The sequence below is a fragment of the Arthrobacter sp. P2b genome (assembly GCF_900168295.1).
GTDB lineage: Bacteria > Actinomycetota > Actinomycetes > Actinomycetales > Micrococcaceae > Arthrobacter.
Map to the genome: position 1 here is coordinate 189440 of NZ_FVZL01000006.1, position 24023 is coordinate 213462.

The 24023-nt window shown below is 66.7% G+C and carries 21 protein-coding genes; 6 read left to right on the plus strand and 15 right to left on the minus strand.

The window, feature by feature from the left end:
* Nucleotides 1-116: 116 nt before the first annotated feature.
* The 6 genes from guaA to B5520_RS12490 form a co-directional block, all read right to left on the minus strand.
* On the minus strand, nucleotides 117-1706 hold the full coding sequence (guaA, locus tag B5520_RS12465; RefSeq protein WP_079597375.1) for a glutamine-hydrolyzing GMP synthase: 1590 nt from the start codon (nucleotides 1704-1706) through the stop codon (nucleotides 117-119).
* Nucleotides 1707-1813: 107 nt separating this feature from the next.
* The gene (locus B5520_RS12470) at nucleotides 1814-2317 is read right to left on the minus strand and encodes a DUF3817 domain-containing protein (RefSeq protein WP_079597376.1); all 504 of its coding nucleotides are present in this window, start codon (nucleotides 2315-2317) and stop codon (nucleotides 1814-1816) included.
* Nucleotides 2314-3165, minus strand: a complete 852-nt coding sequence (locus tag B5520_RS12475) for an SURF1 family protein (RefSeq protein WP_079597377.1) — start codon at nucleotides 3163-3165, stop codon at nucleotides 2314-2316. The genes B5520_RS12470 and B5520_RS12475 overlap by 4 nt, the downstream gene beginning before the upstream one ends.
* Before the next feature lie 79 nt (nucleotides 3166-3244).
* Nucleotides 3245-3733 carry a PTS sugar transporter subunit IIA gene (locus tag B5520_RS12480; protein ID WP_079597378.1) on the minus strand — a complete coding sequence of 163 codons (489 nt, stop codon included), beginning with the start codon at nucleotides 3731-3733 and terminating at the stop codon, nucleotides 3245-3247.
* A gap of 40 nt (nucleotides 3734-3773) precedes the next feature.
* A complete protein-coding gene (locus B5520_RS12485; protein WP_079597379.1) occupies nucleotides 3774-5513 on the minus strand; it encodes a glycerol-3-phosphate dehydrogenase/oxidase in 1740 nt (579 codons plus the stop codon).
* A 109-nt stretch (nucleotides 5514-5622) separates the two neighbouring features.
* Complete coding sequence (locus B5520_RS12490; protein WP_079597380.1) at nucleotides 5623-6759, minus strand: GuaB3 family IMP dehydrogenase-related protein; 1137 nt, start codon at nucleotides 6757-6759, stop codon at nucleotides 5623-5625.
* 138 nt (nucleotides 6760-6897) lie between these two features.
* On the opposite strand from B5520_RS12490, the gene B5520_RS12495 reads away from it, so the two are divergent.
* From B5520_RS12495 to B5520_RS12510, 4 genes are all read left to right on the plus strand, one after another.
* The gene (locus B5520_RS12495) at nucleotides 6898-7770 is read left to right on the plus strand and encodes a hypothetical protein (protein WP_079597381.1); all 873 of its coding nucleotides are present in this window, start codon (nucleotides 6898-6900) and stop codon (nucleotides 7768-7770) included.
* 64 nt (nucleotides 7771-7834) lie between these two features.
* Nucleotides 7835-8458, plus strand: a complete 624-nt coding sequence (locus B5520_RS12500) for a hypothetical protein (RefSeq protein ID WP_079597382.1) — start codon at nucleotides 7835-7837, stop codon at nucleotides 8456-8458.
* Nucleotides 8459-8464: 6 nt separating this feature from the next.
* Nucleotides 8465-9109, plus strand: coding sequence for a hypothetical protein (locus tag B5520_RS12505; protein ID WP_079597383.1), 645 nt, complete (start codon nucleotides 8465-8467; stop codon nucleotides 9107-9109).
* Between the two features lie 3 nt (nucleotides 9110-9112).
* Nucleotides 9113-9724, plus strand: a complete 612-nt coding sequence (locus tag B5520_RS12510; protein WP_079597384.1) for a hypothetical protein — start codon at nucleotides 9113-9115, stop codon at nucleotides 9722-9724.
* 100 nt (nucleotides 9725-9824) lie between these two features.
* On the opposite strand, the gene B5520_RS12515 is transcribed toward B5520_RS12510, so the two are convergent.
* The 7 genes from B5520_RS12515 to B5520_RS12545 all read right to left on the minus strand — a co-directional run bounded on the left by B5520_RS12515 (nucleotide 9825) and on the right by B5520_RS12545 (nucleotide 20514).
* Nucleotides 9825-11684: an ABC transporter ATP-binding protein gene (locus B5520_RS12515; protein ID WP_079597385.1), complete on the minus strand. Its 1860-nt coding sequence runs from the start codon at nucleotides 11682-11684 to the stop codon at nucleotides 9825-9827.
* A 135-nt stretch (nucleotides 11685-11819) separates the two neighbouring features.
* Nucleotides 11820-13331, minus strand: a complete 1512-nt coding sequence (gene guaB / locus B5520_RS12520) for an IMP dehydrogenase (protein ID WP_079597386.1) — start codon at nucleotides 13329-13331, stop codon at nucleotides 11820-11822.
* 227 nt (nucleotides 13332-13558) lie between these two features.
* Nucleotides 13559-15637: an acyltransferase family protein gene (locus tag B5520_RS12525; RefSeq protein WP_079597387.1), complete on the minus strand. Its 2079-nt coding sequence runs from the start codon at nucleotides 15635-15637 to the stop codon at nucleotides 13559-13561.
* Between the two features lie 80 nt (nucleotides 15638-15717).
* Entirely contained in the window at nucleotides 15718-16836 is a 1119-nt protein-coding gene (locus B5520_RS12530) for a flavin-containing monooxygenase (protein WP_079597388.1), read from the minus strand.
* Nucleotides 16833-17177: a hypothetical protein gene (locus B5520_RS12535; protein WP_079597389.1), complete on the minus strand. Its 345-nt coding sequence runs from the start codon at nucleotides 17175-17177 to the stop codon at nucleotides 16833-16835. The genes B5520_RS12530 and B5520_RS12535 overlap by 4 nt, the downstream gene beginning before the upstream one ends.
* A gap of 94 nt (nucleotides 17178-17271) precedes the next feature.
* A complete protein-coding gene (locus B5520_RS12540; protein WP_079597390.1) occupies nucleotides 17272-18906 on the minus strand; it encodes a helix-turn-helix transcriptional regulator in 1635 nt (544 codons plus the stop codon).
* Between the two features lie 84 nt (nucleotides 18907-18990).
* Nucleotides 18991-20514, minus strand: a complete 1524-nt coding sequence (locus tag B5520_RS12545; protein WP_079597391.1) for an ATP-dependent DNA ligase — start codon at nucleotides 20512-20514, stop codon at nucleotides 18991-18993.
* Between the two features lie 68 nt (nucleotides 20515-20582).
* On the opposite strand from B5520_RS12545, the gene B5520_RS12550 reads away from it, so the two are divergent.
* Together B5520_RS12550 and B5520_RS12555 are read left to right on the plus strand one after the other, a co-directional pair.
* Nucleotides 20583-21194, plus strand: a complete 612-nt coding sequence (locus tag B5520_RS12550) for a dihydrofolate reductase family protein (protein WP_079597392.1) — start codon at nucleotides 20583-20585, stop codon at nucleotides 21192-21194.
* Nucleotides 21194-21793, plus strand: coding sequence for a dihydrofolate reductase family protein (locus B5520_RS12555; RefSeq protein WP_079597393.1), 600 nt, complete (start codon nucleotides 21194-21196; stop codon nucleotides 21791-21793). The genes B5520_RS12550 and B5520_RS12555 overlap by 1 nt, the downstream gene beginning before the upstream one ends.
* A gap of 164 nt (nucleotides 21794-21957) precedes the next feature.
* Here the strand turns inward: B5520_RS12555 and groL are convergent, their stop codons facing one another.
* Nucleotides 21958-23568, minus strand: a complete 1611-nt coding sequence (groL, locus tag B5520_RS12560; protein WP_079597394.1) for a chaperonin GroEL — start codon at nucleotides 23566-23568, stop codon at nucleotides 21958-21960.
* A 77-nt stretch (nucleotides 23569-23645) separates the two neighbouring features.
* Entirely contained in the window at nucleotides 23646-23939 is a 294-nt protein-coding gene (gene groES, locus B5520_RS12565; protein WP_003805290.1) for a co-chaperone GroES, read from the minus strand.
* Between the last annotated feature and the right edge of the window lie 84 nt (nucleotides 23940-24023).

The window sequence follows — 24023 nt, forward strand, 5'->3', positions numbered from 1 at the left end:
CCGCTTCCACGCCCGGACTGAGAGACCGCAACACTGCAGTGCCCTAATTTGCGGGAGATTTCACCCCGAAACAGCAGTGGCCGGCCTCCTTTGACGGAGGCCGGCCACTCAGAATGCTATTCCCACTCGATGGTTCCCGGCGGCTTGCTGGTGACATCGAGCACCACGCGGTTGACGCCTTCCACCTCGTTGGTGATCCGGTTCGAGATCCTGGCCAGGAGCTCGTAGGGAAGGCGTGACCAGTCAGCCGTCATGGCGTCCTCGGAGGAGACCGGGCGGAGGACGATGGGGTGGCCGTAGGTGCGGCCGTCACCCATGACGCCGACGCTGCGGACATCCGCCAGCAGGACCACGGGCATCTGCCACACTTCGTTATCCAGCCCGGCGGCGGTCAGTTCGGCGCGCGCGATGGCGTCCGCCTTGCGCAGCAGGTCCAGCCGCTCCTTGGTGACTTCACCGACGATGCGGATTCCCAGGCCGGGGCCGGGGAAGGGCTGGCGTCCGACGATTTCCTGCGGCAGGCCGAGCTGGGCACCGACGGCGCGGACCTCGTCCTTGAAGAGGGCGCGCAGGGGTTCCACGAGTTCGAACTGGAGGTCCTCGGGAAGGCCGCCCACGTTGTGGTGGCTCTTGATGTTGGCTGCACCTTCGCCGCCGCCGGATTCGACGACGTCCGGGTACAGGGTGCCCTGGACCAGGAACTTGATCTTCTCGCCGTGCGCGGCGGCCTCGGCGATGATGGCCAGTTCCGCTTCCTCGAACGCGCGGATGAACTCGCGGCCGATGATCTTGCGCTTGGTTTCCGGGTCGCTGACACCGGCGAGGGCGGACAGGAAGCGTTCCTGCTCGTTCGCGACGTACAGCTTCACGCCGGTGGCGGCAACGAAGTCGCGCTCCACCTGCTCCGCTTCGCCTTCACGCAGCAGGCCGTGGTCCACAAAGACACAGGTGAGCTGGTCCCCAACGGCGCGCTGCACCAGGGCTGCAGCGACGGCGGAATCCACGCCGCCGGAAAGGCCGCAGATGACGCGGGCGTCGCCGATCTGCTTCCGGATCCGCTCCACCTGCTCCTCGAGGATGTTGCCGGTGGTCCAGTTGGGTTCGATCTTGGCGCCCTTGAAAAGGAAGTTCTCAAGGACCTGCTGGCCATAGGCGGAGTGCTTGACCTCCGGGTGCCACTGCACGCCGAACAGGCCCTTTTCCTCGTTGGCGAAGGCAGCCACTTCGGCGCCCGCCGTCGTCGCAAGGACTTCAAAGCCGTCCGGCGCCTCGTGCACGGAGTCGCCGTGGCTCATCCATGTGTTCTGGTGCTGGGGCATGCCCTCAAGGACGGAACGTCCCTCGCCCAGGATGGTGGTTTCCGTGGAGCCGTACTCCCGCAGCCCGGTCTTGTCCACCTTGCCGCCGAGGGCGTTGGCCATGGCCTGGAAGCCGTAGCAGATGCCGAAGACGGGAACGCCGGCTTCAAAGAGGTCGGCACCCACGCTCGGAGCGCCGTCGGCGTAAACGCTGGACGGGCCGCCGGACAGGATGATGGCGGCGGGGTTCTTGGCGAGGAGCTGCTCGGTGGAATAGGTATGCGGAACCACTTCCGAATACACATTTGCTTCCCGGACGCGGCGGGCAATCAGCTGCGCGTACTGGGCACCGTAGTCAACAACCAGCACCGGCTTCTGGGAAGTCTGGGATGCAGTGGGAGTAGTCACCGTAATAGCCTACTTTGCGCCGTTGCACCGGCGCACCTTGAGAGGCCGCGCTGTGACGCACCAAACGTTGACGACGCCGGAAAGGCGCCCGGAGGCGGGACCGCGGTTCAGTAACGCTGCGGCGCCTGCGGGTTGGCTGCGAGCTCGGCCTCCACCTCGGCGTGGAACTTCTTCTCCACGATGAAGGACAGGAACGGTACCACGCCGCCCAGCGCCAGCAGGATCAGCTTCAGGAACGGCCAGCGCATGAGGGCCCAGAGCCGGAAGTTGGAGATCAGGTAGACCACGTACATCCAGCCGTGCACGATGAGGACTGCGACGGAGAGGTTGACCCCGCCCAGCACGCCCTGCGGTTCCGCGTCTGCAAAGCCGAAGCCGAAGGGCTGGCCGGTGACCGCGTTGGTGCCGCCCGCGAACAGGTACTGCCCGAAGCCGTAGCGGGCGATCAGCTCGGCACAGAGCAGCAGCAGCATGGCACCGGTGAGGTAGGCCAGGACCTTGTAGAACTTCAGGGCCGAGCGGATCTGGGCCTCGGTACCGCCGAAGCGGCGCTTTTTACCGGCCGTTTTTCCGGTGGCCTGCGTGGGGGTGGCCGGTTTTGGATCGATCATGGCTGTACCTTTTGCTGGTTCTGTTCAGGGTGCTGGGGCTGCTCAGGGGAGATGGCGTCGTGCTCTTCGTCGAGGAAGTCCTCGAGGTCCCGGTGGTAGTCGTCCTTGACCAGCCGCCACCAGATGAAGAGGGCGAAGCCGGCGAACACTACCCATTCCAGGGAGTAGAAGAGGTTGAGCCAGTTGATCTGCTGTGCGGGGGGCTGGGGGCCGATGTTCAGTGGCAGCAGGTCGCCCGGCACCGCGGCGGGGCTGACGTCCGCTCCCCCGGCCACCTCGGCGGTGGCGGCCACGAAGCCCGGGTAGCTGCTGACTTCCCAGTAGTTGATCAGTTCCGCCACCGAGACGGCGGTGGCCTCCCCGGATGCGGGTGCCTTGCCGGGGAGCGGGGCTTCGGAGGGCAGGAGCCGTCCGGTCAGTTCGATAACGCCCGACGGCGGTGCTGCCGCGTCACCGGGTTCCGCCACCCAGCCGCGGGCCACAGGGATCCACGTCAGGGGAGAGGCGGCTGCGCCGCTCAGTGCCGGGGCTCCGTCGACGGCGAAGGCGGAGACAACCCAGTAGCCGGTCTTTCCGCCGTGCAGCCGTCCCGGGACCAGGACCTGCTTGTCCGGGTCATAGGTGCCCTGGGCACTGACCATCTGGTCGGCGTCGGTCCCGTGGAAGAATTCGCCCGGCTGCAGGGTGTCCGTCAGCGGCTGGACCTGCTCGGTGGCGGGGTTGACCGGCACCTCGGGCGATGTGGAGCGCCCGAACTGCCACTGGCTGAGCAGCACGAAGACCCCGGAAATGGCGATCGCGAAGACGAAGCCTGCGATCCATCGGGGCTTAAGGGCAGTTTTCCACACGTGTTAACCGTACTTCGTACTTCTGTAGAACAACTAAACGCCGGCCCTGGAAGGTACCCTTGGCCGGCCCGGTACCGGCTCAGTGGTCGAAGAACACCAGGCTGGAATTGATGAGTTCGGCGATGACCTCGGCGTCGTAGGCGCGGCGCAGTGACTCGCGGAACGATTCCTTGGACAGCGACCGGGCAAGGGTTGCCAGGACCTCAAGATGGTCGGAGAACGAACTGGCCGGGGTGGCGATGAGCAGGATCACGGTGGCGGGGCCGTCCGCCGCCCCGAAGTCCAGCGCGTGGCCGTACTTGGCGATTCCTACGGCGATTGACGTGCGGGAAACGAACTCGCTGCGGGCATGCGGCAGCCCTATGCCGCCCGGCAGTCCGGTGGCCAGCTGGTGTTCCCGGGCGTTGACGTGCTTGAGGAACCCCTCCAGGTCCGAGACGCGCCCGGCGGCGAACAGCCGCTCTGCCAACTGCGTGGCGGCGTCGGCCTTATCGGATGCCTCCAGTTCCAGGATCACCATCTCGGGGGTGGTGAGGTCGGCATCATACGGGTCAAGTGGTTCCGCCAAGGCGTATCCCTTCGGTCAGCAGTGCTGGGCTATCAGCCCCTCAGCGCAAGGGCACGATGTCTTCCACGCCCAGGCGGGCGGCGTCTGCGGATTCGTCGTCCGGCTGTTGCTGGCTGAGGCGTTCGGCCTCTACACGCGCAATGTAGTGCCGGACCTCATTTTCACGCTGTGCGTCGCTCCAGCCAAGGACGTCACCCATCAGTTTAGCGACAACCGGAACGGCGGACACACCCCGGTCCCAGGCCTCGATGGAGATCCTGGTCCTCCGGGTCAGGACGTCATGGACGTGGCGGGCACCCTCATGGGTGGCGGCGTAGACGGCCTCGGCCTGGAGATAGTCGTCCGCGCCCGGGATCGGTTCTGCCAGGGACGGGTCCTCTTCGATGATGGCCAGCACCTCGGGCGTCATGGAACCGTACCGGTTGAGCAGGTGTTCGATCCGGGCCACGTGCACACCGGATTCCTCCGCGGTGCGGTTGCGCCGGTTCCAGGCGGCCCTGAAGCCCTCGGCGCCGAGCAGCGGGATGGTTTCCGTGCAGCTGGGCGGAACCCGTTCGTCCATGGTGCGGGTTGCCTCGTCCACGGCGTCCTTGGCCATGACCCGGTAGGTGGTCCACTTTCCGCCGGCCACCACCACGAGGCCGGGGACGGGGTGGGCCACCACGTGTTCGCGGGACAGCTTGGCGGTGGAGTCGTTTTCGCCGGCGAGCAGGGGCCGCAGCCCGGCATACACGCCCTCCACGTCTTCCCGGGTGAGCGGCCGCTTGAGGACCTGGTTGACGTGCTCAAGGATGTAGTCGATGTCCTTGCTGGACGCCGCGGGGTGGGCTTTGTCCAGGTTCCAGTCAGTGTCGGTGGTTCCGATGATCCAGTGCCGGCCCCAGGGGATGACGAACAGCACGGACTTCTCGGTCCGCAGGATCAGCCCCACGGTGGACTGGAACCGGTCCCGCGGCACCACCAGGTGGATGCCCTTGGATGCCCGGACCTTCAGCTGGCCGCGATCCGTCACCATGGCCTGGGTTTCATCTGTCCAGACCCCGGTGGCGTTGATGACCTGCTTGGCGCGGATGTTGAACTCCGTTCCGTCCTCGCGGTTGACCACCTTGGCTCCCACCACGCGTTCGCCCTCGCGCAGGAAGTCCACCACGGCCATCTGGTTCACGGCGTGTGCACCGTAGTAGGCAGCAGTCCGGATGAGGTTGGCAACGTACTTGGCGTCATCCACCTGGCCGTCGTAGTACCGGATGGACCCCACGAAGGCATCGTTTTTCAGGCTCGGAGCGGCCCGCAGGGTGCCGCGCCGTGTGAGGTGTTTGTGGAAGGGAACGCCGCGGCTGTGGCCGCTGGAAATCGACATGGCGTCGTACAGCGCGATGCCCGCGCCCACATAGGGCCTCTCGATGAAGGGCTTGGTCAGCGGGTAAAGGAAGGGCACCGGGCGGGCCAGGTGGGGCGCCAGTTCGGAGAGCAGCAGTCCGCGTTCCTGCAGGGCTTCCTTGACCAGCCCGAAGTCGAGCATTTCGAGGTAGCGCAGGCCGCCGTGGATGAGTTTGGAGGACCGCGAGGACGTGCCGGCTGCCCAGTCGCTCGCTTCAACAATGCCGACGCTCAACCCGCGGGTCACGGCGTCGAGGGCCACTCCCGTGCCGACGATGCCGCCGCCGACAATGAGGATGTCCAGTTCCTGGCCAGGCTGGGAGGTGTCCCGGAGCCGCTGGATGGATGCTTCCCGGGCTGCCGGGCCGAGGGCTCCTCCGTTTGCAGGAACAGTCTTCATTGAACGCCTCCAGTGCCACTTGTGCCGGTCGTAAAACCACAGTACTTGCTTGCAGCACGCTTGGGCAGGCTGGCCAGGGGCATGTGCAGCCCCTGGCCAGCCGCAGGCATCAGTTCCCTGAGTAAGGGGAAACGACGACGTCGACCCGCTGGAATTCCTTCAGGTCCGAGTAGCCGGTGGTCGCCATGGAGCGGCGGAGCGCGCCGATGAGGTTGGACGTTCCGTTGGTGTGGTGGCCCGGGCCGAAGAGGACTTCCTCCAGCGGTCCGACGGTGCCGACGTTGGCGCGGTCGCCGCGGGGCAGTTCCAGGTGATGGGCTTCCTGGCCCCAGTGCCAGCCCTTGCCGGGAGCCTCTTCGGCGCGCGCCAGCGCGCTGCCCAGCATGACGGCGTCGGCGCCCATCGCGATCGCCTTGACGATGTCGCCGGAGGTGCCCATGCCGCCGTCGGCGATGACGTGCACGTAGCGGCCGCCGGACTCGTCCATGTAGTCGCGGCGGGCGGCCGCGACGTCGGAAATGGCGGACGCCATCGGCGAGTGGATGCCCAGCGCGCGGCGGGTGGTAGTGGTGGCGCCGCCGCCGAAGCCGACCAGCACGCCGGCTGCACCGGTGCGCATGAGGTGCAGCGCGGGCGTGTAGCCGGCGGCGCCACCCACGATTACCGGAACATCCAGCTCGTAGATGAACTGCTTGAGGTTCAGGGGCGCATGGTCCTTGGACACGTGCTCGGCGGACACGGTGGTGCCGCGGATGACAAAGATGTCGACGCCGGCGGCGAGGACCGTCTTGTAGTGCTCCTGGGTGCGCTGCGGGGTGAGGGAGCCGGCAACGGTGACGCCGGCTTCGCGCATCTCGGCGAGGCGTGAAGTGATCAATTCAGGCTGGATGGGTGCCTTGTACAGTTCCTGCATCCGTCCGGTGACGGCGGGGCTGTTCGTCTCGTCCTGCAGCGCGCCGATCTCATCCAGGATGGGCTGCGGGTCCTCGTAGCGGGTCCAGAGACCTTCGAGGTCCAGGACGCCCAGGCCGCCCAGCTTGCCCAGGGCAATTGCAGTGGCCGGAGACATGGCGGAATCCATCGGCGCTGCGATGACGGGCATGCTGAACTGGTAGGCATCGATCTGCCAGGAGACGGAGACGTCCTTGGGGTCGCGGGTACGACGGTTAGGGACGATTGCAATGTCATCCAGGGAGTAGGCACGACGCCCACGCTTGCCACGGCCGATCTCGATCTCGTAAGTCACTGCTCTAGGTTATCCCAGCAACGTGTTGACCTTGTCTGGCATGGGCAGCGGTGCCCATGGCAGCGACCTGAAGAAGTCCGTAACCTAAGTCCGGGGGCTCGGAAAACGCTCCCGTGCCCGATCCCAAGGAGAACAACCATGGCCCCCGGCCTTTACGGTGCCGACATAGAACAGTTGCGCTCGCTCTCCAAGTCCATGGGACAGTCAGGGCAGCAGCTGCTGAACACGGAGCGCCAGGTCAGCAGCCTGATCTCCAGCGCCGAGTGGAAGGGCAGCGACGCGGTTAACTTCCGGCGCGAGTGGAGCAGCAACCTGCGTCCCATGCTGAACAGGGCGTCCCAGTCGCTGATCGACGCCTCACGTACTCTCTTGACGCAAGCCGATGAACAGGACAATGCCAGCACCAACGGGGGCATGGCCGGTTCCGGACCGGGCGCGGCAACCAGTCCGGCAGGGCCCGGAAATCCCGGGGCAACTCCGTCCACCGGGCTTGAAGGCATCCTCTCCGTCGCCGGAAGCCCGGAATGGTGGGCCGCCAACGCCGCAGTGACCGGGGCAGGCCTCTATACGGACAGCCTCCTGGCCACCATGGCCAAAGGCGACCTCCTCACGAAACTGACCAACTGGCCCTGGCTGACCGCGCAGTACGCCCAGGCTCCCGGGGTTGGCTATGTGCGTGGAACACAGCTCCTGAACGGCACTTCGATGCTGGGACGCCTTTCCGGCGGACTCGGGATGGTCACAGGTGCGTTGCAGATCAGGCAAGGCGTCGCAACGGGCAACACCGGGATGGCGATCGACGGCAGCATCTCGACCGTCCTGGCTGCAGGAAGCTTCATCCCAGGCGCCGGCCCCTTCTTCGCCGTTGCCGGCATAGCCTGGGGTGGCATGGGCCTGCTTGCCACGAACCTCGGTTATGGTTCAGCCTCGGAAATGGTGGGCGATGCGGCCACAAAGACCGTCGATGCCGTAGCCGAGGGGGCGAAGAAGGTCTGGGGCTGGCTCACCTGACACCCCGGCTTCCCTGAAAGCTTCCATAGAATTAGTCCCGAGACCTGTCTACCCAAAGGCTGCTGTGACCACTCAAGAAGACGCACCCCTGCTCATCACTGAACACGAACTCATTGCCCTGATCGCTCTGGCGGGAACCAGCGCAGCACTGAGGTGCCAGAGCCTGTTCAGGCTCGACGACGCCGCGGGTGCACCGCTTGAGCAGGCGGGAGTCGCGACGCTCCTGGAACGGGGCCTCATGAAGGTGGAAGGCGGGAGCCTCGTCCCGGCAGGTCCCGCCACCAGCGTCGCGGCTGTATTGGCAACCTCCAATGCCTGGCTGGAGGCCGCCCTGGTCACACCCAAAGCGGAACATGTCTACTTCCTGTTCGGTTCCGGGGAAGGTGCACTGATCCTCAGCCTCAGCAAATACGGTGTCCACGAACTGCGTCCCTTGACCAATGCCGACGGCATGTTCAAAACAGCCATCGAAATGGTCACCTTCTATCTCGGTTCCGCTCCGGATGGACGCCCCGCCGCGGCAACGCTCCGGCGGCACCTTGCGGATAAGTCCTTCCGTTCAGTCCACGTCAAGGCGGGTCAGGACGGTTCGCTGGAAATGGCAGCAGGTGATGGGGAAGGCCTGGCCACGGAGTCCCTGCCTGCCGATGAACTCGAGAACCGGGTACGCAAAGGCCTGGGTCTCTAGGCCGCCATGACAAGTCAAACCCCCTATCACGCCCGGCCCGCCCATCCCCTCGAGTACTGGCTCTCCCCCGACCTGGCCCGGGTGAGCCCACCCAACGCACCGTCCCGATTGCGGCAACTGGCCGACGCCCAGGGCACCGTGGCAGCAGGCTGGAGCAGCGCGATCGCCGGCGGACCTGTCCTTGCCTTGGCCGGCGCGTTCTACTCAGCTACGTCAGGTAATCCTGCCGCCCTTGCTGTCCTCGGCCCCTTGGGTGCAGCCCTGGCGGCGCTCGGCCTGTTCTTCTGGAAGCGGGTCCGCACAACGCTGCCCAATACCGATAAGAGCCTCATTACCCGCGGACCTGGATCAGCCCGGGGCGGCATCGTCATGGTGTCAGTACTGTCGGCCATCACTGGCGGGATCCTCTTGACGCCCCTGCCGGCGGCCGCTGACAGGGGAGACGGCACTGTGCTGGTACTGGCCGGCACCTTCCTGCTGATCGTGGCCCTCCTGGTGGCCTGCATCCTCGTCCCCTCCGTGGTACTGGGCCGGGCACGGCAATCCTTCCGGCTGCGGATCCAATCGAACCCGGAACTGCGCAGCGCTGTGGAACAGGACCTGGCCGTGTGGCGCGATCCCTACGGCAATGCCGGCTACGGTCCGCTCTGAAACATGGTTAACCGCTGGATCTTTGACGGGCACATTGCCGGCATCGGCACCGCCTCCGGTCTCCGGGCCGTAGTAGGGATCTGGCAGCACTCCCCTTTCGGAGCCTTCGCGGACGTCATGCTCCAGCAGCCGTCCGGGAACCGGCTGCTGTTGGCGCCCACCGGGGAAACGGCTGACTTCATTTCGACCACGTATAGCTTCGACGAAGTCCAGGTTCTGGACGTGTCAGCGGAGCTGGACCGTCATCGGCTCACTGTCGACGCCGGGCCCCTGGTGATCCGCGCGGAAGTAGGAGGCAGAACCTTGCTGGGGACCGCGCTGCGGGCAGTCCCGCGGCGCCTCGCTGTGCATCCGCGGTGGCTGAGCAGCGTCAGCCCGCTGGCGGCTTTAGCCGCCCCGGGTGCCCGCACGTTCGGCACGGCCGGCAATGGCAGGCGCGAGTATTACGGGGTGAGCGACCTGCACCACGTCACCTCCGCCGTCGTGACCTGGGAAGGGTCCGACGCCGGGACCCTGGCGCCCATCCGGCCGGCGGTGACGTTTGGGTTCAGCAGTGTCCCGCCGCGTCCCAGCCTGGCGCGGGTGCGCACCACCGTTCTAGACGGGCGGCCCTGAGGGGACAAGTCCCCATCGCCTATACGCGGTGGCTCATGTCAACAGCGGCCAACTCTGTGACGACTGGCTGAATCGAGGCTAGAACACTGGGCTGCTGGATCTAGACGCCTTCGGCTTCCTCTACGCTGAGCTGGGATTCGAACATCCGGAAGTAGCGGCCGCGGAGCGCCACCAGCTCCCGGTGCGTGCCCTGCTCCACGATCCTGCCGTCTTCGAGCATGTAGACGATGTCCGCTTTCTCGATGGTAGCCAGGCGGTGGCTGATGGCAATGATGGTGCTGCTGCGGTCCGCGAAGAGCCGGGTGAAGATGCGGTGTTCGGCCAAAGCGTCGATGGCCGATGTTGGTTCGTCCATGACCATGAACGAGGCATCCCGGTAGAAGTTGCGGGCCATGGCCAGGCGCTGCCACTGGCCGCCGGACAGTCCGCTGCCCTTCCGGCCCCGCGGGTCCTCCATCCAGTTGCTGACGTGGTTCTCCAGCCCGTTCGGCAGCTTGTTGATGAAGTCCAGGGCTTCGGCGTCACCTGCGGCCTTTCGGATCCGTGCGTCGTCCCTGGGTGCGTCGACGTCGCCGAAGTAGATGTTCTCCGCGGCCGTGGCGAACTCGTACTTGAGGAACTCCTGGCTCAGCACCGCGAGGTGGCGGTGCCAGGAGGTGACGTCGACGGCGGCTAGGTCCACGCCGTCGAGCATGACCTGCCCTGAGTCCGGCCTGTAGAGGCCGGCGAGGATGCGGATCAGCGTGGATTTTCCGGCACCGTTCTCCCCCACGATGGCGATGTGCTGGCCTTCGCGGATGGTCATGCTGATCCCGCGGATCACCTCGATGTCACTGCCCGTGTAGGTGAAGCGGATGTCCTTCAGCTCCACCTCTTTCGGGGGTCCCAGCAGCGGAGGTGCGTGCTCGGAATGGACCGGCAGGGCCATGAACAGCTCATAGTCCTTGAGGTTCGCCAGATCCTCGTCGATCGAACTGAGCGAGGACACCAAATTGTTGGCGGTGGATAACGCCCGGCTGACGATCTGCTGCACATACAGAAACTGGCCCACCGGCTGTGCCCGGGCGATGATCTGCCCCACCACCCAGATCAGTGAAACCACCTCGGCGCCGTACTGGAGGGCATCGGCGGCCAGCTGCTTGGGAATGTACCGCCGCTGGAAATCGAGACGCCGACGCTCGTCCGCGTCACGCAGCCGGGAGCGGAGATCCATCAGGAAGCCCACGATGCCGTAGAGGCGCATCTCGGCAATGTGCTGCGGTCGGAGGAGGTTTTGTTCGATCATCCGCCGCTGCCGCCGGGAGTCCACCTGGGTGTTCCAGTGCGCGATCTGCTCCCGCGACAGCTTGAACTGCAGGTAGACGCTGGGCACGATGGCCACCAGCACAATCACGGCGATCCACCAGCTGACCAGGAGCAGGGCGCCGACGGCGAGGATGACCGAGACCAGCTGCGTGAAGATCGCCGCGATCCGGTCCAGGACCCGCGCGTAGGAGTCGGAGAACCGCTTGGCGCGGTCGTAGAGGTCCACGGTTTCTTTGTCGTCGTACCGCCAGAACTCGAGGGCGAGGAACCGTTCGTACATCTGGTCCCCGACGATGGCGCCCACCTTGAAGCTCATCAGTTGCTGGATGTAGCGGTCAACGCTGGTGAAGGCACCCCAGAAGAGGCCAAGCGCGGCGGTGATGATGACGTACACGATGGCCAGCTGCCCTGCACCGGCGTCCCCTGAGTAGGCGGCCGCGAGTGCCGTGGTGGTGAGGGCCGCAAAGTAGGTGGTGACCAGCGGAAGCACGGCGGAGATCAGCGAGCCGAGCACCTTCATGACCACCGCGCCCGGTGACGCGCGGAAGCTGACCCGGAGGACCTGTGCGACCGCGCGGGCATAGGGCCGCAGGGCAAGGCGGCGTGAGGGTTCCCGCTTGGGGGTCAGTTCCGCCGGATGGCGTGATGGGGGCATGGCTTCAGCCTAGTTGCGGCAGACGCCTGCGGTTGAGCTTGCCGAAATGGGTTTCGACAAGCTCAACCACCGGCTGGGCCCACGGCGCCCGGGTTCCCTGGCCGCAGCGAAGCAAGGTCAGGGAGGCGCCGGGGATTAGCGCGAACCGTAGTTCGGCGCCTCGACGGTCATCTGGATGTCGTGCGGGTGTGATTCCTTGAGCCCGGCCGGGGTGATCCGGACGAACTTGCCCCGGGCCTTGAGCTCGCTGATGGTGGGGGCGCCGGTGTAGAACATGGTCTGGCGGAGACCGCCCACCAGCTGGTAGGCCACCGACGCCAGCGGACCGCGGTACGCCACGCGCCCTTCGATGCCTTCCGGGATCAGTTTGTCGTCACCGGACACGTCCGCCTGGAAGTAGCGGTCCTTGGAGTAGGAGGTGTTCTTGCCGCGGGACTGCATGGCACCGAGGGACCCCATGCCGCGGTAGGACTTGAACTGCTTGCCGTTGACGAAGATCAGCTCGCCCGGCGACTCGTCGCAGCCTGCCAGGAGGGAACCAAGCATCACGGTGTCGGCGCCGGCAACCAGCGCCTTGCCGATGTCGCCCGAGTACTGCAGGCCGCCGTCGGCGATCAGGGGAACACCGGCAGGGATGGCTGCCTTGGCGGATTCGTAGATGGCGGTGATCTGCGGGACGCCCACACCCGCCACCACGCGGGTGGTGCAGATGGAGCCCGGGCCCACGCCCACCTTGATGCCGTCGGCGCCGGCGTCGATCAGGGCCTGGGCGCCTTCACGGGTGGCTGCCTGGCCACCGATGATGTCCACGTGGGCCGCAACGGGATCGGACTTGAGGCGGCGGATCATGTCCAGCACGCCCTGGGAGTGGCCGTTTGCGGTGTCAACAAAGAGGGCGTCGACGCCGGCATCAACAAGTGCCATGGCGCGCTCCCAGCCGTCCCCGAAGAAGCCGATGGCGGCACCCACACGGAGCCGGCCTTCGTCATCCTTCGTGGCCAGCGGGTACTGCTCGGCCTTGGTGAAGTCCTTGGTGGTGATCAGGCCCTTGAGCCGGCCCTGCTCATCAACGAGGGGAAGCTTCTCAATCTTGTTCGTGGCCAGCTTGTGCGAGGCTTCCTCGCGGCTGATGCCCACGTGCCCGGTGACCAGCGGCATTTTGGTCATGACGTCGCTGACCAGCCGCAGCGGGAAATCGGACTCCGGGACAAAGCGGGTGTCGCGGTTGGTGACGATGCCGAGGAGGCGGTTTTCCTCATCAACCACGGGCAGGCCGGATACCCGGTACTGGGCGCACAGGTTGTCCAGCTCCAGCAGCGTTGCTTCGGGACGGATGGTCAGCGGGTTGGTGATCATGCCCGACTCGCTGCGCTTGACGCGGTCCACTTGATCCGCCTGGTCGGCGATGGACAGGTTGCGGTGCACCACGCCCAGGCCGCCCTGGCGTGCCATGGCGATCGCCATCCGTGACTCGGTCACGGTGTCCATGGCGGCGGACAGCAGCGGGGTCTGCACGGTGATCCGCTTGGAAATCCGCGAGGAGGTGTCGGCCTCGGACGGAATGACGTCCGTGTGGCCCGGCAGGAGCAGGACGTCATCGTAGGTCAGGCCGATGAAGCCAAAGGGGTTGTGTTCGGGCTCGGTCATGAGTGCGCCTCTTACCTTGGTTGCTGGGGCGGGCAGGGGTTGCAGCCGATGACCAGCCCGTCATTACGGAACTGGCCTGTGCAGAAGATGGGGACACCGCGATGAACGGCATTCCGGGGCAGAAAGTGTTGAGTAAATATTAGAACCTCCGCGCCGATCCCCCTATTCCACGGCTGCAATGTGAGCAACCGCACGGCCCGGGCTGTGCAGGCCGGGCCAGCGGCGGCTCAGCTCCAGCCCGTGGCGGCCAGCAGCCGCTGCTCGAACATGGGGATCATGCTTTCCACATAGGTCCGGGTCAGATGGTTGTCGTCCTTGTAGACGTAGACGTTCCCCACCACGGCCGGGCAGACTCCGCGGGCGCAGATGAAGTCGCTCAGGTCCATCAGGTGCAGGCCGTCGAGTTTGCCCCGGTAGCTTTCCAGGGGTGAAGGCTCCACGAGTGACTCGCTCAGGGCAGGGTTGCATTCGGGCGCTTCGGCACCGTTCCGCTGGACGCACTCGGGCATGTTGAACGTGAAGCGCGGGTTGTCCCGGATGCCCACCACCTCGATGCCTGCCTCGGTGAACGGGCGGACGCCGTCCAGGTAGCCGGGAACTTCGGTTTCGAACGGTGCCTCTTCGTGGGTCAGCGAGGCCACGGTGAAGACCGCATCCGGCCGGTGTTCCAGCACGTACGCGGCGCTGGCGCGGTTGTAGGCGTTGCATTCGGCATTCCTGGTTTCCGACTCGGCCCCGAACCGGCAGGCCGGCATCAGCAGGGTGACCAGTTCCCAGCCCCGGGCTTCAGCGATGGGTGCCAGCGCGCCCAGGTACTGCTGGGAATGGGAATCACCGAGCACCACAATCCGCTTGGTGGCACCTTCATCAGGGACCGCCTGCCGGCACCCTTCCAGGATGGGGTCGGCGGTGGCGTTCGCGCCCGCGCAGGGGGCGTGGATGCCGGCCCAGTCATTGTCCAGCGCGGACGGGCCCGGAATGATCTTCGCGTCGGGGGCGGGCAGGGCGGCGTTTTCCGGGCTGAGTGCCGCGGCCCCGGGCGTGAGCTCGCGCGGCTGCGCCGCCGTCGCTGCTTCCTCTGCCGTGAGCGTCGTCTGCCATACGGCCACGGGTCCGGCAAGGACGGCACCGCAGGCAACAATGACGACGGCGGTGCGCCACGCCCGCAGTTTGGGCCAGTGCCAGTCGCGCAGCGGCTTTTCCACGAAGCGCGTGGTGAGGACGGCAAGCACGATGGAGGCCCCGACGATGGCCAGGCCCTGGACAAGGTTGGGCGCCTCGACGCCGGTGGCGGCGAGCGCCAGCACCAGGACCGGCCAGTGCCAGAGGTACAGCGCATAGGAGTTGTCGCCCAGGGCCACGGCCGGCTTGCTGCCCAGGAAGCGGTCCACGCCAAACCGGCTGCCGGTCTGTCCCGCCACGATAATGGCGGCCGCCGCCAGGGTTGGCCACAGCGCCACGAAGCCGGGGAACGACCGGTCCACCGTCAGCAGCAGGCCGCAGGAGACCATGGCCGCAAGGCCCGCCCAGCCCAGGGCCACGCGCAGGGCCCGGCCGGGTTTGAGGTACGGCAGTGCAAGGGCGAGCAGGGATCCCAGGGCGAACTCCCAGAGCCTGGCCCGGGTATCGAAGTAGGCGTATGCCTGGTTGGTGGCCGTCTGCTCCACGGAGTATGCCAGCGAGACCGCGAAGACCGCGCCGAAGGCCAGCGCCAGCAATCCCCGGTAGGTCAGTACGCTGAAGACAGGCATGCGGTGCAGCAGCGCCAGCAGGACCGCGGCGCCGGCGAAGACCAGCGGCCACAGGATGAAGACCTGGCCCTGGATGGACAGGGACCAGAAGTGCTGCAGCGGGCTGGCGCCGGCATGGTCCTGCGCGTAGTAGTCCACAGCGGTGTTGGCGAGCAGCCAGTTCTGGCTGTACAGCAGCGAGGCCCACGCCTGGTCCAGCACCTGCGGCCAGCGGCTTTGCGGAATGATGAGCCACGTCCCGGCCAGGACGCCAAGGATGACAACGACGGCGGCCGGCAGCAGCCGCTTGAACAGGTGCAGCCAGTGCCGCAGGAGGTTGAGCGGGGTGCCGGCTTCGACCTTCCGGACGAAGGACAGCGTGAGCAGGAAGGCCGAGATCAGGAGGAAGATGTCCACCCCGCCCGACACCCGGCCAAGCCACACGTGGTAGGCCACCACCATCAGTACTGCGAGCGCGCGGAGGCCTTGGACTTCGGGACGGAACGTGGGTTTCCGGCGGGAGCCGGCAGTGTCCGCCGGACGGCCCGGTGCAGCCTCTGTTCGCGCAATCAACACAAATGACCCCTCAAAACCGGCTGGCAAAAACATCAAGCCTACGGGCCTGCTGCGCCGTATGCCCAATCATGAGAGACCCGTCACGCTTCCTTTTCTCCTGCGCGGGCACTTTCCCGCGCTGCCATCGGTGGCCGCGGGATTCTCCGGGCCAGGTGGCGCGCGTCACGGGCTGTGCCGGGAAGGGTGGCGGACGCCGCCGCGTACTGGAATTCCTGTCCGAGGAAGAACAGTCCCGGCGTCCGCAGGGCGACGCCGCGGTGCTGAGGGGGCAGCGCGCCGCCGTCGAGCATTCCCGGATCGATCCAGCTGAAGTCGTCCCGGTAGCCCGTGCACCACACCACGTTGGACACTTCCACGCGGGTCCCGTCCGCCAGGACGGGCATCCCGTCCTGCACTCCGGCCACCCGCGGCACGAACTGGACGCCGGCCGCGGCCAGGTCCTTGGACTTGGTCCTGATCAGCGGCGTGGCGTGCGCCTTGAAGGCGGGCGCAGCCTTGCGGCCGAGGGGTGTGCTGAGGGTCAGGACGTGGAGCCCCAGGAACCGCACGATCGGCAGGAAGTAGCGTGCCGCCGTCGGGCCGTGCTTTACCGGGAGCTCTCCTCCGGGCTTGCCGGCCACACTTGTGGAATGGGTGCGGCCTACCTCGAGGGCGATTTCTGCCCCGGAGTTCCCCAGTCCCACCACCAGCACCGGGCCGGCCTGCAGTTGCCCGGCATTCCGGTACTGGCTCGAGTGCAGCTGCACGACGGAAGCGTCCAGGTCAGCGGCAAAGCCGGGGACCTTGGGCGCCTGGCTGCAGCCGGTGGCTACGACCACGTTGTGGGCCTCCCAGCGGTGGCCGTTGGAGGCGGCGACGAAACGGTCCGCCTCCCGCCACAGCCGCTCGACGCGGACGCCCCGGATGACAGGCAGCGCGAACCGTTCCGCATAGCCTTCCAGGTACCCTGCCACTTCGTCCTTGGTGGGAAAGGACAACGGATCCGCCGGGAAGGGGACCCCCGGCAGGCCGTCGTACTTGGCCGGGGTGAACACCCGGAGTGAATCCCACCGCTGCCGCCAGGCGTCGCCGGTGCGCGGGTTGGCGTCCAGGATGAGGAACGTCCGGTTCTGTTCCTTCAGGTAGTGGCCCATGGCGAGGCCGGCCTGGCCGCCGCCGATGATCATGGTGTCCAGCGTTCCTGTCTGGTTGGTGTTCATGACTGTGCTCCTTCGTGGATTGCGGGGATATCTGCAGCTGAACCGTCAAGCTGTCCGGCGTCCGCACCTGGTCCTTCATGCCCGGCCTCCCGGTACCGCAGCCACCAAGCGAGCATCAGCGCGGATGCCACGATGTAGGCAAGGTGGAGGACCCAGATGGGACCGGCCGGAAGGTTGAAGACGTAGATGGAATGCACGGCGTTGGCAACGTTGCTCAGGACCAGGTTGCCGAGGCTGTAGGAGGCGAGGTCCCGGGTACGGGCGGCCTTCACCAGCATGGGCAGCATTCCCAAGGCGAACAGCACCGTGGAGAGGGTGCCGGCAAGGACTGGAAGGTTCATGTTTTGAGGCTATGGCCGGGGCCTTCCAGTCCGCGTCGGCCGGATTATGCAAGTGTCCGGCCTGGTCCGGATGGGTAATTATGTGCAGAACCCGTCAGCCCGCGAGTCCGTGCTCAAAGGCGTATCTGGTGGCCGCGGCCCTTGACGAGAGGCCAAGCTTCAGGAAGATGTTGCTGATGTGCCTGGCCACGGTTTTCTCGCTGAGGAAGAGGTCTGCCGCGATGGCCCTGTTCCCCTGGCCGGACGCCACGTGCCGAAGCACCTCCGCCTCCCTGGGCGTCAGCGGCCCTGGAGTCCCGCCGTCGTCCTTCCGCATGAGCGTGGCAGCCCACGCAGCGGCCGGAGCCGCCCCCAACTCCAGCAACTCCACGTGCGCCGCCTCGAATTCCATCAGGGCAGATGCCTCGTCGCCGAGCTCCCGGCAGGCCCGCCCGATGAGGACGCGGCAGCAGGCAGCCTCAAAGGGGACGCCGAGTCCAACCCACAGGTGCCATGCCTGGCGCAGCGCCTGCGATGCCCCCGTTAAGTCCCCCTCCTCAAGCCTGACGGCGCCGTCGGCCTGTTTCGCTACCGCGCGGATCATGCGACGGGGGCATTCCCGGGCAAAGGTGATCAGCTCGTCGGCCCCCTGCCGGGCGGCCGGAAGGTCAGGCGCTGCCAGTTCGATCTGCACGAGCGCGGGCAGCAGGTGCCGGCGGGTGGCGGCGTCCGCCACCCCGGCCGCCCGCCGGATCATCGACTGCGCCTGCTGTGCGTCCCCGCGTGCCAACTGCAGGAGTGCCAGGCCCGGCTGGGGTTCGTAGCCGCTGCGGGCAGCATGGCTGTAGGAAGCTTCGGCGGCATTTAGGTCGCCGCTCAGCCTCTGCACTTCAGCCTGCTGGTAATAGCCGCCGTAGAGCGCCCACGGATCACCCCTGGTGGAGCGCTCCTGGGCGACGGCGGCGGCCTGCAAAGCTTCGGTCCACGCCCCGTGCAGCCGGAAGAGCTCAGCGCGGTGTGCCTGGCATTGGCCGCTGAAGGCCACAGTGTCCGGGCGGGCACGGCACCAGCGGTCCAGCTCCGCGGTCCACTCCAGGGCCCGCTCAAGGTCGAAGGCGATCTGGCAGTTGCCGATGACTGCGCAGTAGATAATGCCCGACGGCACCGCGGACAATTCGCCGGCAGTGACGGCCACCATGACCTCGTCGAACATCCCAAGGCCTTCTTCGGCACGGCCCAGTGCCAGCGTCGCCTGGCCTGATCCAAGCAAAGCAAGCGCTGACAGGTCCTTGTTCCGGAATTGCCGGCCGAAGTCCGCAGCCTGGGAGAACAGCTCGAGGGCGGCCTGAGGATCCCCGCCGTAGAGTTTGCCCAGTGCAACAGGCACGAGCATGAAGCCCTGCACCGCGTCGGGTTCGGGGAGTTCGCTCAACAGTTTCTGGCCACGGGCCAGCCATCCCCCGGCACGCGCCGCCTCTCCGGCGTTCGCCAGGTGCAGCACCATCCAGGCGGCGCACCGTGCCGCACCCACCACATCGCCAACCATCAGGTATTCCTCGTGGGCACGGGTGAGGGTGTCCAGGCCGGTGCTTGTGTTGCCTGTCAGGATCTCCGCCGTTGCCAGCCGTTCAAGGTCCGCCGCCGGCAGTCCGCCCTGCTGGTCCGCGTCACGGAAGTTTTGGAAGGCCTCGGTCCAGCGGTGCTCCTGGAACGCTGACCGGCCCCTGTCAATGCCCGTTTCCGCTGACACCTGGCCTCCTTCCGGATACGCCCGCCCAGCCGGTTAAGCGCCACGGTACGCCCGCTGGGGAACGGGCACAAGCGGCCCTCAGGGCTACGAACGCAGCAGCCCGCGCAACGTCTGGATGGTGTCAGCCTCCGCCACCGTCTTGTCATCGCGGTAGCGTTTGACGCGCGCGAACCGGAGGGCGATGCCGCCCGGATAGCGCGTGGAACGCTGGACGCCGTCGATCGCGATCTCCACCACGCTGACAGGCTCCACCCATACGGTGTTCGACGTTCGCCGCACCTCGATCTCCTGGAACCTCTCCGTCTGCCAGCGCAGCAGCTCGTCGGTGAGCCCCTTGAACGTCTTGCCCACCATGACGTAGCCGCCGGGCTCGCCGAACTCGCCGGAAGGGTCGAGGGCGCCGAGGTGCAGGTTCGACAGCAGACCCTTGCGCCGTCCCGAACCCCACTCACAGGCGAGCACCACCAGATCGTAGGTGAGCACCGGCTTCACTTTGATCCAGTTGGAACCGCGCCGCCCGGCTGCGTAGGCCGATCCGACCGCCTTCACCATCACACCCTCGTGGCCCGCGGCGAGCGCCTCGCGTGCCACTCTTTCGGCAATGGCGGGATCCGCTGTGACCTCCCCCGGGATCCGGTGCCCGGGGGCAATGCGCTCCAGCACCCCGATACGCTCGGACAGCGGTTCCTCCAGCAGGTCCCGCCCGTCGATATGCAGAACGTCGAAGAACCACGGATGCAGCAATGTGGTGCGCACCGCGTCCGCCCCGAACCGGGACATCGTCTCCTGGAAGGGGCGGGGTCCGCCGTCCTCATCGAGCGCGAGGGTCTCGCCGTCGAGGATGACATCGCTCACCGGCAGGCCGCGCACCACGTCCACCACCTCGGGCAGCCGGTGGGTCACGTCCGCCAGCGTGCGGGTAAAGATGCGCACCTCACCGCCGGTGCGGTGCACCTGGATGCGTGCGCCGTCGAGCTTGTATTCCACGGAGGCTTCCCCGGTGACCTCCAGCGCCGCACTGGCGCTGGCCGCAGTGGCGGCGAGCATGGGCTGCACGGGACGTCCGACGACGAGGCCTACCTCCTCGAGCTCAGCCGCCGTGCCCGTGAGCGCCAGCAGGGCGGTCGCGCCCAGGTCGCCGGAGAGCATTGCCGCGCGGCGTACGGAGTCCACCGGCCGGTCGGCGGCGCGGGCGATGGCATCCGTCAGCACACCCTCGAGTGCACCGGTGCGCAGTTCACCGAGCAGCACTCCGGCGATGAATGACTGCTCGCGTTTGGTGGCTGCCGCGGTCAGCTCGCGGAGTGTCGCGGCGCGCTCGGCCGCAGATCCGGCGCCTGCGGCGGCGAGCAGCCGGTCCAATGCAGCATCCACGTCGGCGACGGTAAGACCCGGCTCGTCGGCCGGCTCCCCCATGGCCGCGGTCATTCCGCGCCAGCCAATCCCTACCCGGCCCTGCCGTGGCCTGGCGATGAGCAGTCCCACGGCAGCCGGGATTTCAGCGGGCTCGAGGCGGCGCAGGAGGCCGGCCAGGAGGTCCACCTTCGCGAGCCGGGAGCGGGTGGACGCGACGGCGTCCGTGGTTGTCACGAGCTCGTCGAGCAGCATGGCACCAGTCTGCCACGCCCATCCTGTCCACTATGGACAGCTCCGGAAGGCAGTTCCAGACTGGACGCATGGGAATCATCGTCGCGAACCTGTTCATCACGCTCGACGGCGTCTACCAGGCGCCCGGTGGCCGCGAAGAGGACACTGAAGGCGGTTTTGGCTTCGGCGGCTGGCAGGCCCCGGTGTCCGATGACGAGGCCGACGCAGCCATCGGAGCGGAGATCGGCCGCATCGACGCCCTGCTTCTGGGCCGGAAGACCTACGACATTTTCGCGGGGTACTGGCCGCAGCAGTCCGACACTGTCGGCACCACGTTCAACCGGGTGCCCAAGTTCGTCGTTTCCAGCAGCCTGACCGCTCCGGGGTGGGCCGGCACCACCGTGCTGGCTGATGCCGCGGCCGCGGGCCGGCTTCGTGAGGATTACGGCGAGGTGCACATGTTCGGCAGCGGCGTCCTCATCCGCTCACTGCTCAAAGAAAACGCGATCGACCGCCTCCACCTTTGGCTCTATCCGGTCACCCTGGGGCAGGGCAAGCGCCTCTTCGACGGCGGAACCATCCCCGCCTCCTTCCGCCTCGCCGAGCCGGCGCGCACCTTCCCCAAGGGATCGGTGTCGCTGGTCTACGAGCGGGCGGGCGACGTCAGGACGCAGGACATGCCAGCCACCCAGGTCGCCTGATGGCCAAGGTCATCGCAGCCATCAGCACGTCGGTTGACGGTTACATCACCGGCCCCGACGACGGTCCCAGGTACGGACTGGGCAAGGGCGGGGAACGCCTGCACTACTGGGTGATGGGCGGTCCCTGGACCTACGACGGCGGACATGACTTCGCGATGCAGGGCCCCGACAAGGATTTCTACGACGAACTGGAAGCCGGCCTGGGTGCCGGCATCGTCGGCCGGGGCATGTATGACGCCGCAGGGGCATGGGGAGGAACCAACCCGTTCGGCGGCCCGCTGTTTGTGCTCACCCACCGGGTACAGGACCAGCCGGCGGCGGCGTCCGGGTTCACTTTCGTGGCCGGGCTCGATGAAGCCCTGGCCCGGGCGATTGCGGCGGCAGGGGACAAAGACGTATCGATCGGCGGCGGTGCGGACGTGATCCGGCAGGCACTTGCCGCCGGGAGGGTGGACGAACTCGTGCTCTCGACGGCACCGGTGATCCTCGGTGCCGGCAAGCGCCTTTTTGACGGCTTCGGCCAGGACATCAACCTCGGCATCATCAAGACGGTGAGCTCGACGTTCGCCACGCACGTGCGCTACGCGGTCAAGAAGTAAAGGGCACAAAAAACCGGCCCGGCAGATGCCGGACCGGTTTTTTACGCGGACTCTGGGCCACTCCATCGCCTGACCGTGGGCCCACACCGGCGAGGGACCCAAATCGAGCGAAGCGAGATTTGGGAGCCGGTGGGGACGTAGCGAGGTTAGGGAGACGGCGGGGACTAGTGGCTGTGGCCTGCGTGCTCGTCTTCCTCAGCGGGCTTTTCCACAACCAGGGTCTCGGTGGTGAGAACCAGGGCAGCGATGGAGGCTGCGTTGCGGAGGGCTGCGCGGGTGACCTTGACGGGGTCAATGACGCCGGCTGCGATCAGGTCCTCGTACTCGCCCGACTTGGCGTTGAAGCCGTTGTTGGTTTCGAGTTCGGCAACCTTGGCGGTGATCACGTAACCGTCGAAGCCTGCGTTCTGGGCGATCCAGCGCAGCGGCTGGACCAGCGCGCGGCGGACGATGCCCACAGCAGCGGCGGCGTCGCCTTCGAGTGCCTTGACGGCCGGGTCCTCGTCGAGGGCCTTCAGCGCGTGGATCAGGGCGGAACCGCCACCGGCCACGATGCCTTCTTCGAGGGCGGCGCGGGTGGAGGAAACAGCATCTTCGATGCGGTGCTTCTTTTCCTTCAGCTCAACCTCGGTTGCGGCACCCACCTTGATGACGCCGATGCCGCCGGCCAGCTTGGCCAGGCGCTCCTGGAGCTTTTCGCGGTCCCAGTCGGAGTCGGTGCGGGTCAGCTCGGCACGGAGCTGGGCAACGCGTGCAGCAACGTCCTCGGCAGCGCCGGCGCCGTCCACGATGGTGGTGTTGTCCTTGGTGACCGTGATGCGGCGGGCGGTACCCAGCACCTCAAGGCCAACGGAGTCCAGGCTCAGGCCCAGTTCCGGGGAAACAACCTGCGCACCGGTGAGGGTGGCGATGTCCTGCAGCATGGCCTTGCGGCGGTCGCCGAAGCCCGGAGCCTTGACGGCCACCACGTTGAGGGTGCCGCGGATGCGGTTGACGATCAGCGTGGACAGGGCCTCGCCGTCGACGTCCTCGGCGATGATGAACAGCGGCTTGGAGCTCTGCAGCGCCTTCTCCAGCAGCGGCAGGAATTCCTGCACCGAGGAGATCTTGCCCTGGTTGATCAGGATGAGGGCGTCCTCGAGGACTGCTTCCTGGCGTTCCGCGTCGGTGACGAAGTACGGGGACAGGTAGCCCTTGTCGAACTGCATGCCCTCGGTGAGGACCAGTTCGGTCTGCGTGGTGGAGGATTCCTCGATGGTGATCACACCATCCTTGCCCACCTTGCCGAAGGCCTCGGCCAGAAGCTCGCCGATCTCTTCGCTCTGCGCGGAGATGGCCGCCACGCTGGCAACCTGGGTGCCTTCAACGGGACGGGCGTTCTCCAGCAGGCGTGCAGCGACGGCTTCAACGGAAACCTCGATGCCGCGCTTGATCTGGCCGGGAGCAGCGCCGGCAGCTACGTTGCGCAGGCCTTCCTTGACCAGTGCCTGGGCCAGGACCGTGGCGGTGGTGGTGCCGTCGCCGGCAACATCGTTGGTCTTGGTGGCTACTTCCTTGGCCAGCTGTGCGCCAAGGTTTTCGTACGGGTCGTCCAGCTCGACTTCGCGGGCGATGGTGACGCCGTCGTTCGTGATGGTGGGCGCGCCCCACTTCTTGTCCAGGACAACGTTGCGGCCGCGGGGGCCGAGCGTCACCTTGACGGTGTTGGCGAGCTTGTCGATGCCGGCTTCAAGAGACCGGCGGGCAGCGTCGTTAAACGCAAGCTGCTTTGCCATGGTTTTGTCCTTTCAAGACAGAACCCCGCGCAGCTGACCAGCAGTAAGCATGACCAGCGGCACGGGGATCCGGAGAGTTACTTTACGACGATCGCCAGGACGTCGCGGGCGGACAGCACGAGGTACTCGGTGCCGCCGGTCTTGACTTCGGTTCCGCCGTACTTGGAGTAGATGACGACGTCGCCAACGGCTACGTCGACAGGAACGCGGTTGCCATCCTCAAAGCGGCCGGGGCCAACTGCAACAACTTCGCCTTCCTGCGGCTTCTCCTGTGCGGAGTCCGGGATGACCAGGCCGGAAGCCGTGGTCTGCTCGGCTTCGAGCGGGCGGACAACAATACGATCCTCAAGAGGCTTAATAGAGACCGACACTCGGACCTCTCCTTTTCGTCAGCAAATTCGTGGACTGGAAAGCTTTCCGCCCTGGCTGGCAAACCGTCGTCGCGGTGCCGGCAG

Bases quoted from the DNA above. Each gene is read 5' to 3' on its own strand.
- B5520_RS12485 (WP_079597379.1), bottom strand. From the start codon at position 5,513: ATGAAGACTGTTCCTGCAAACGGAGGAGCCCTCGGCCCGGCAGCCCGG.
- B5520_RS12495 (WP_079597381.1), top strand. From the start codon at position 6,898: ATGGCCCCCGGCCTTTACGGTGCCGACATAGAACAGTTGCGCTCGCTC.
- B5520_RS12550 (WP_079597392.1), top strand. From the start codon at position 20,583: ATGGGAATCATCGTCGCGAACCTGTTCATCACGCTCGACGGCGTCTAC.
- groL (WP_079597394.1), bottom strand. From the start codon at position 23,568: ATGGCAAAGCAGCTTGCGTTTAACGACGCTGCCCGCCGGTCTCTTGAA.
- B5520_RS12470 (WP_079597376.1), bottom strand. From the start codon at position 2,317: ATGATCGATCCAAAACCGGCCACCCCCACGCAGGCCACCGGAAAAACG.
- B5520_RS12535 (WP_079597389.1), bottom strand. From the start codon at position 17,177: ATGAACCTTCCAGTCCTTGCCGGCACCCTCTCCACGGTGCTGTTCGCC.
- B5520_RS12555 (WP_079597393.1), top strand. From the start codon at position 21,194: ATGGCCAAGGTCATCGCAGCCATCAGCACGTCGGTTGACGGTTACATC.
- guaB (WP_079597386.1), bottom strand. From the start codon at position 13,331: ATGACCGAGCCCGAACACAACCCCTTTGGCTTCATCGGCCTGACCTAC.
- B5520_RS12545 (WP_079597391.1), bottom strand. From the start codon at position 20,514: ATGCTGCTCGACGAGCTCGTGACAACCACGGACGCCGTCGCGTCCACC.
- B5520_RS12510 (WP_079597384.1), top strand. From the start codon at position 9,113: ATGGTTAACCGCTGGATCTTTGACGGGCACATTGCCGGCATCGGCACC.
- B5520_RS12505 (WP_079597383.1), top strand. From the start codon at position 8,465: ATGACAAGTCAAACCCCCTATCACGCCCGGCCCGCCCATCCCCTCGAG.
- B5520_RS12530 (WP_079597388.1), bottom strand. From the start codon at position 16,836: ATGAACACCAACCAGACAGGAACGCTGGACACCATGATCATCGGCGGC.
- B5520_RS12515 (WP_079597385.1), bottom strand. From the start codon at position 11,684: ATGCCCCCATCACGCCATCCGGCGGAACTGACCCCCAAGCGGGAACCC.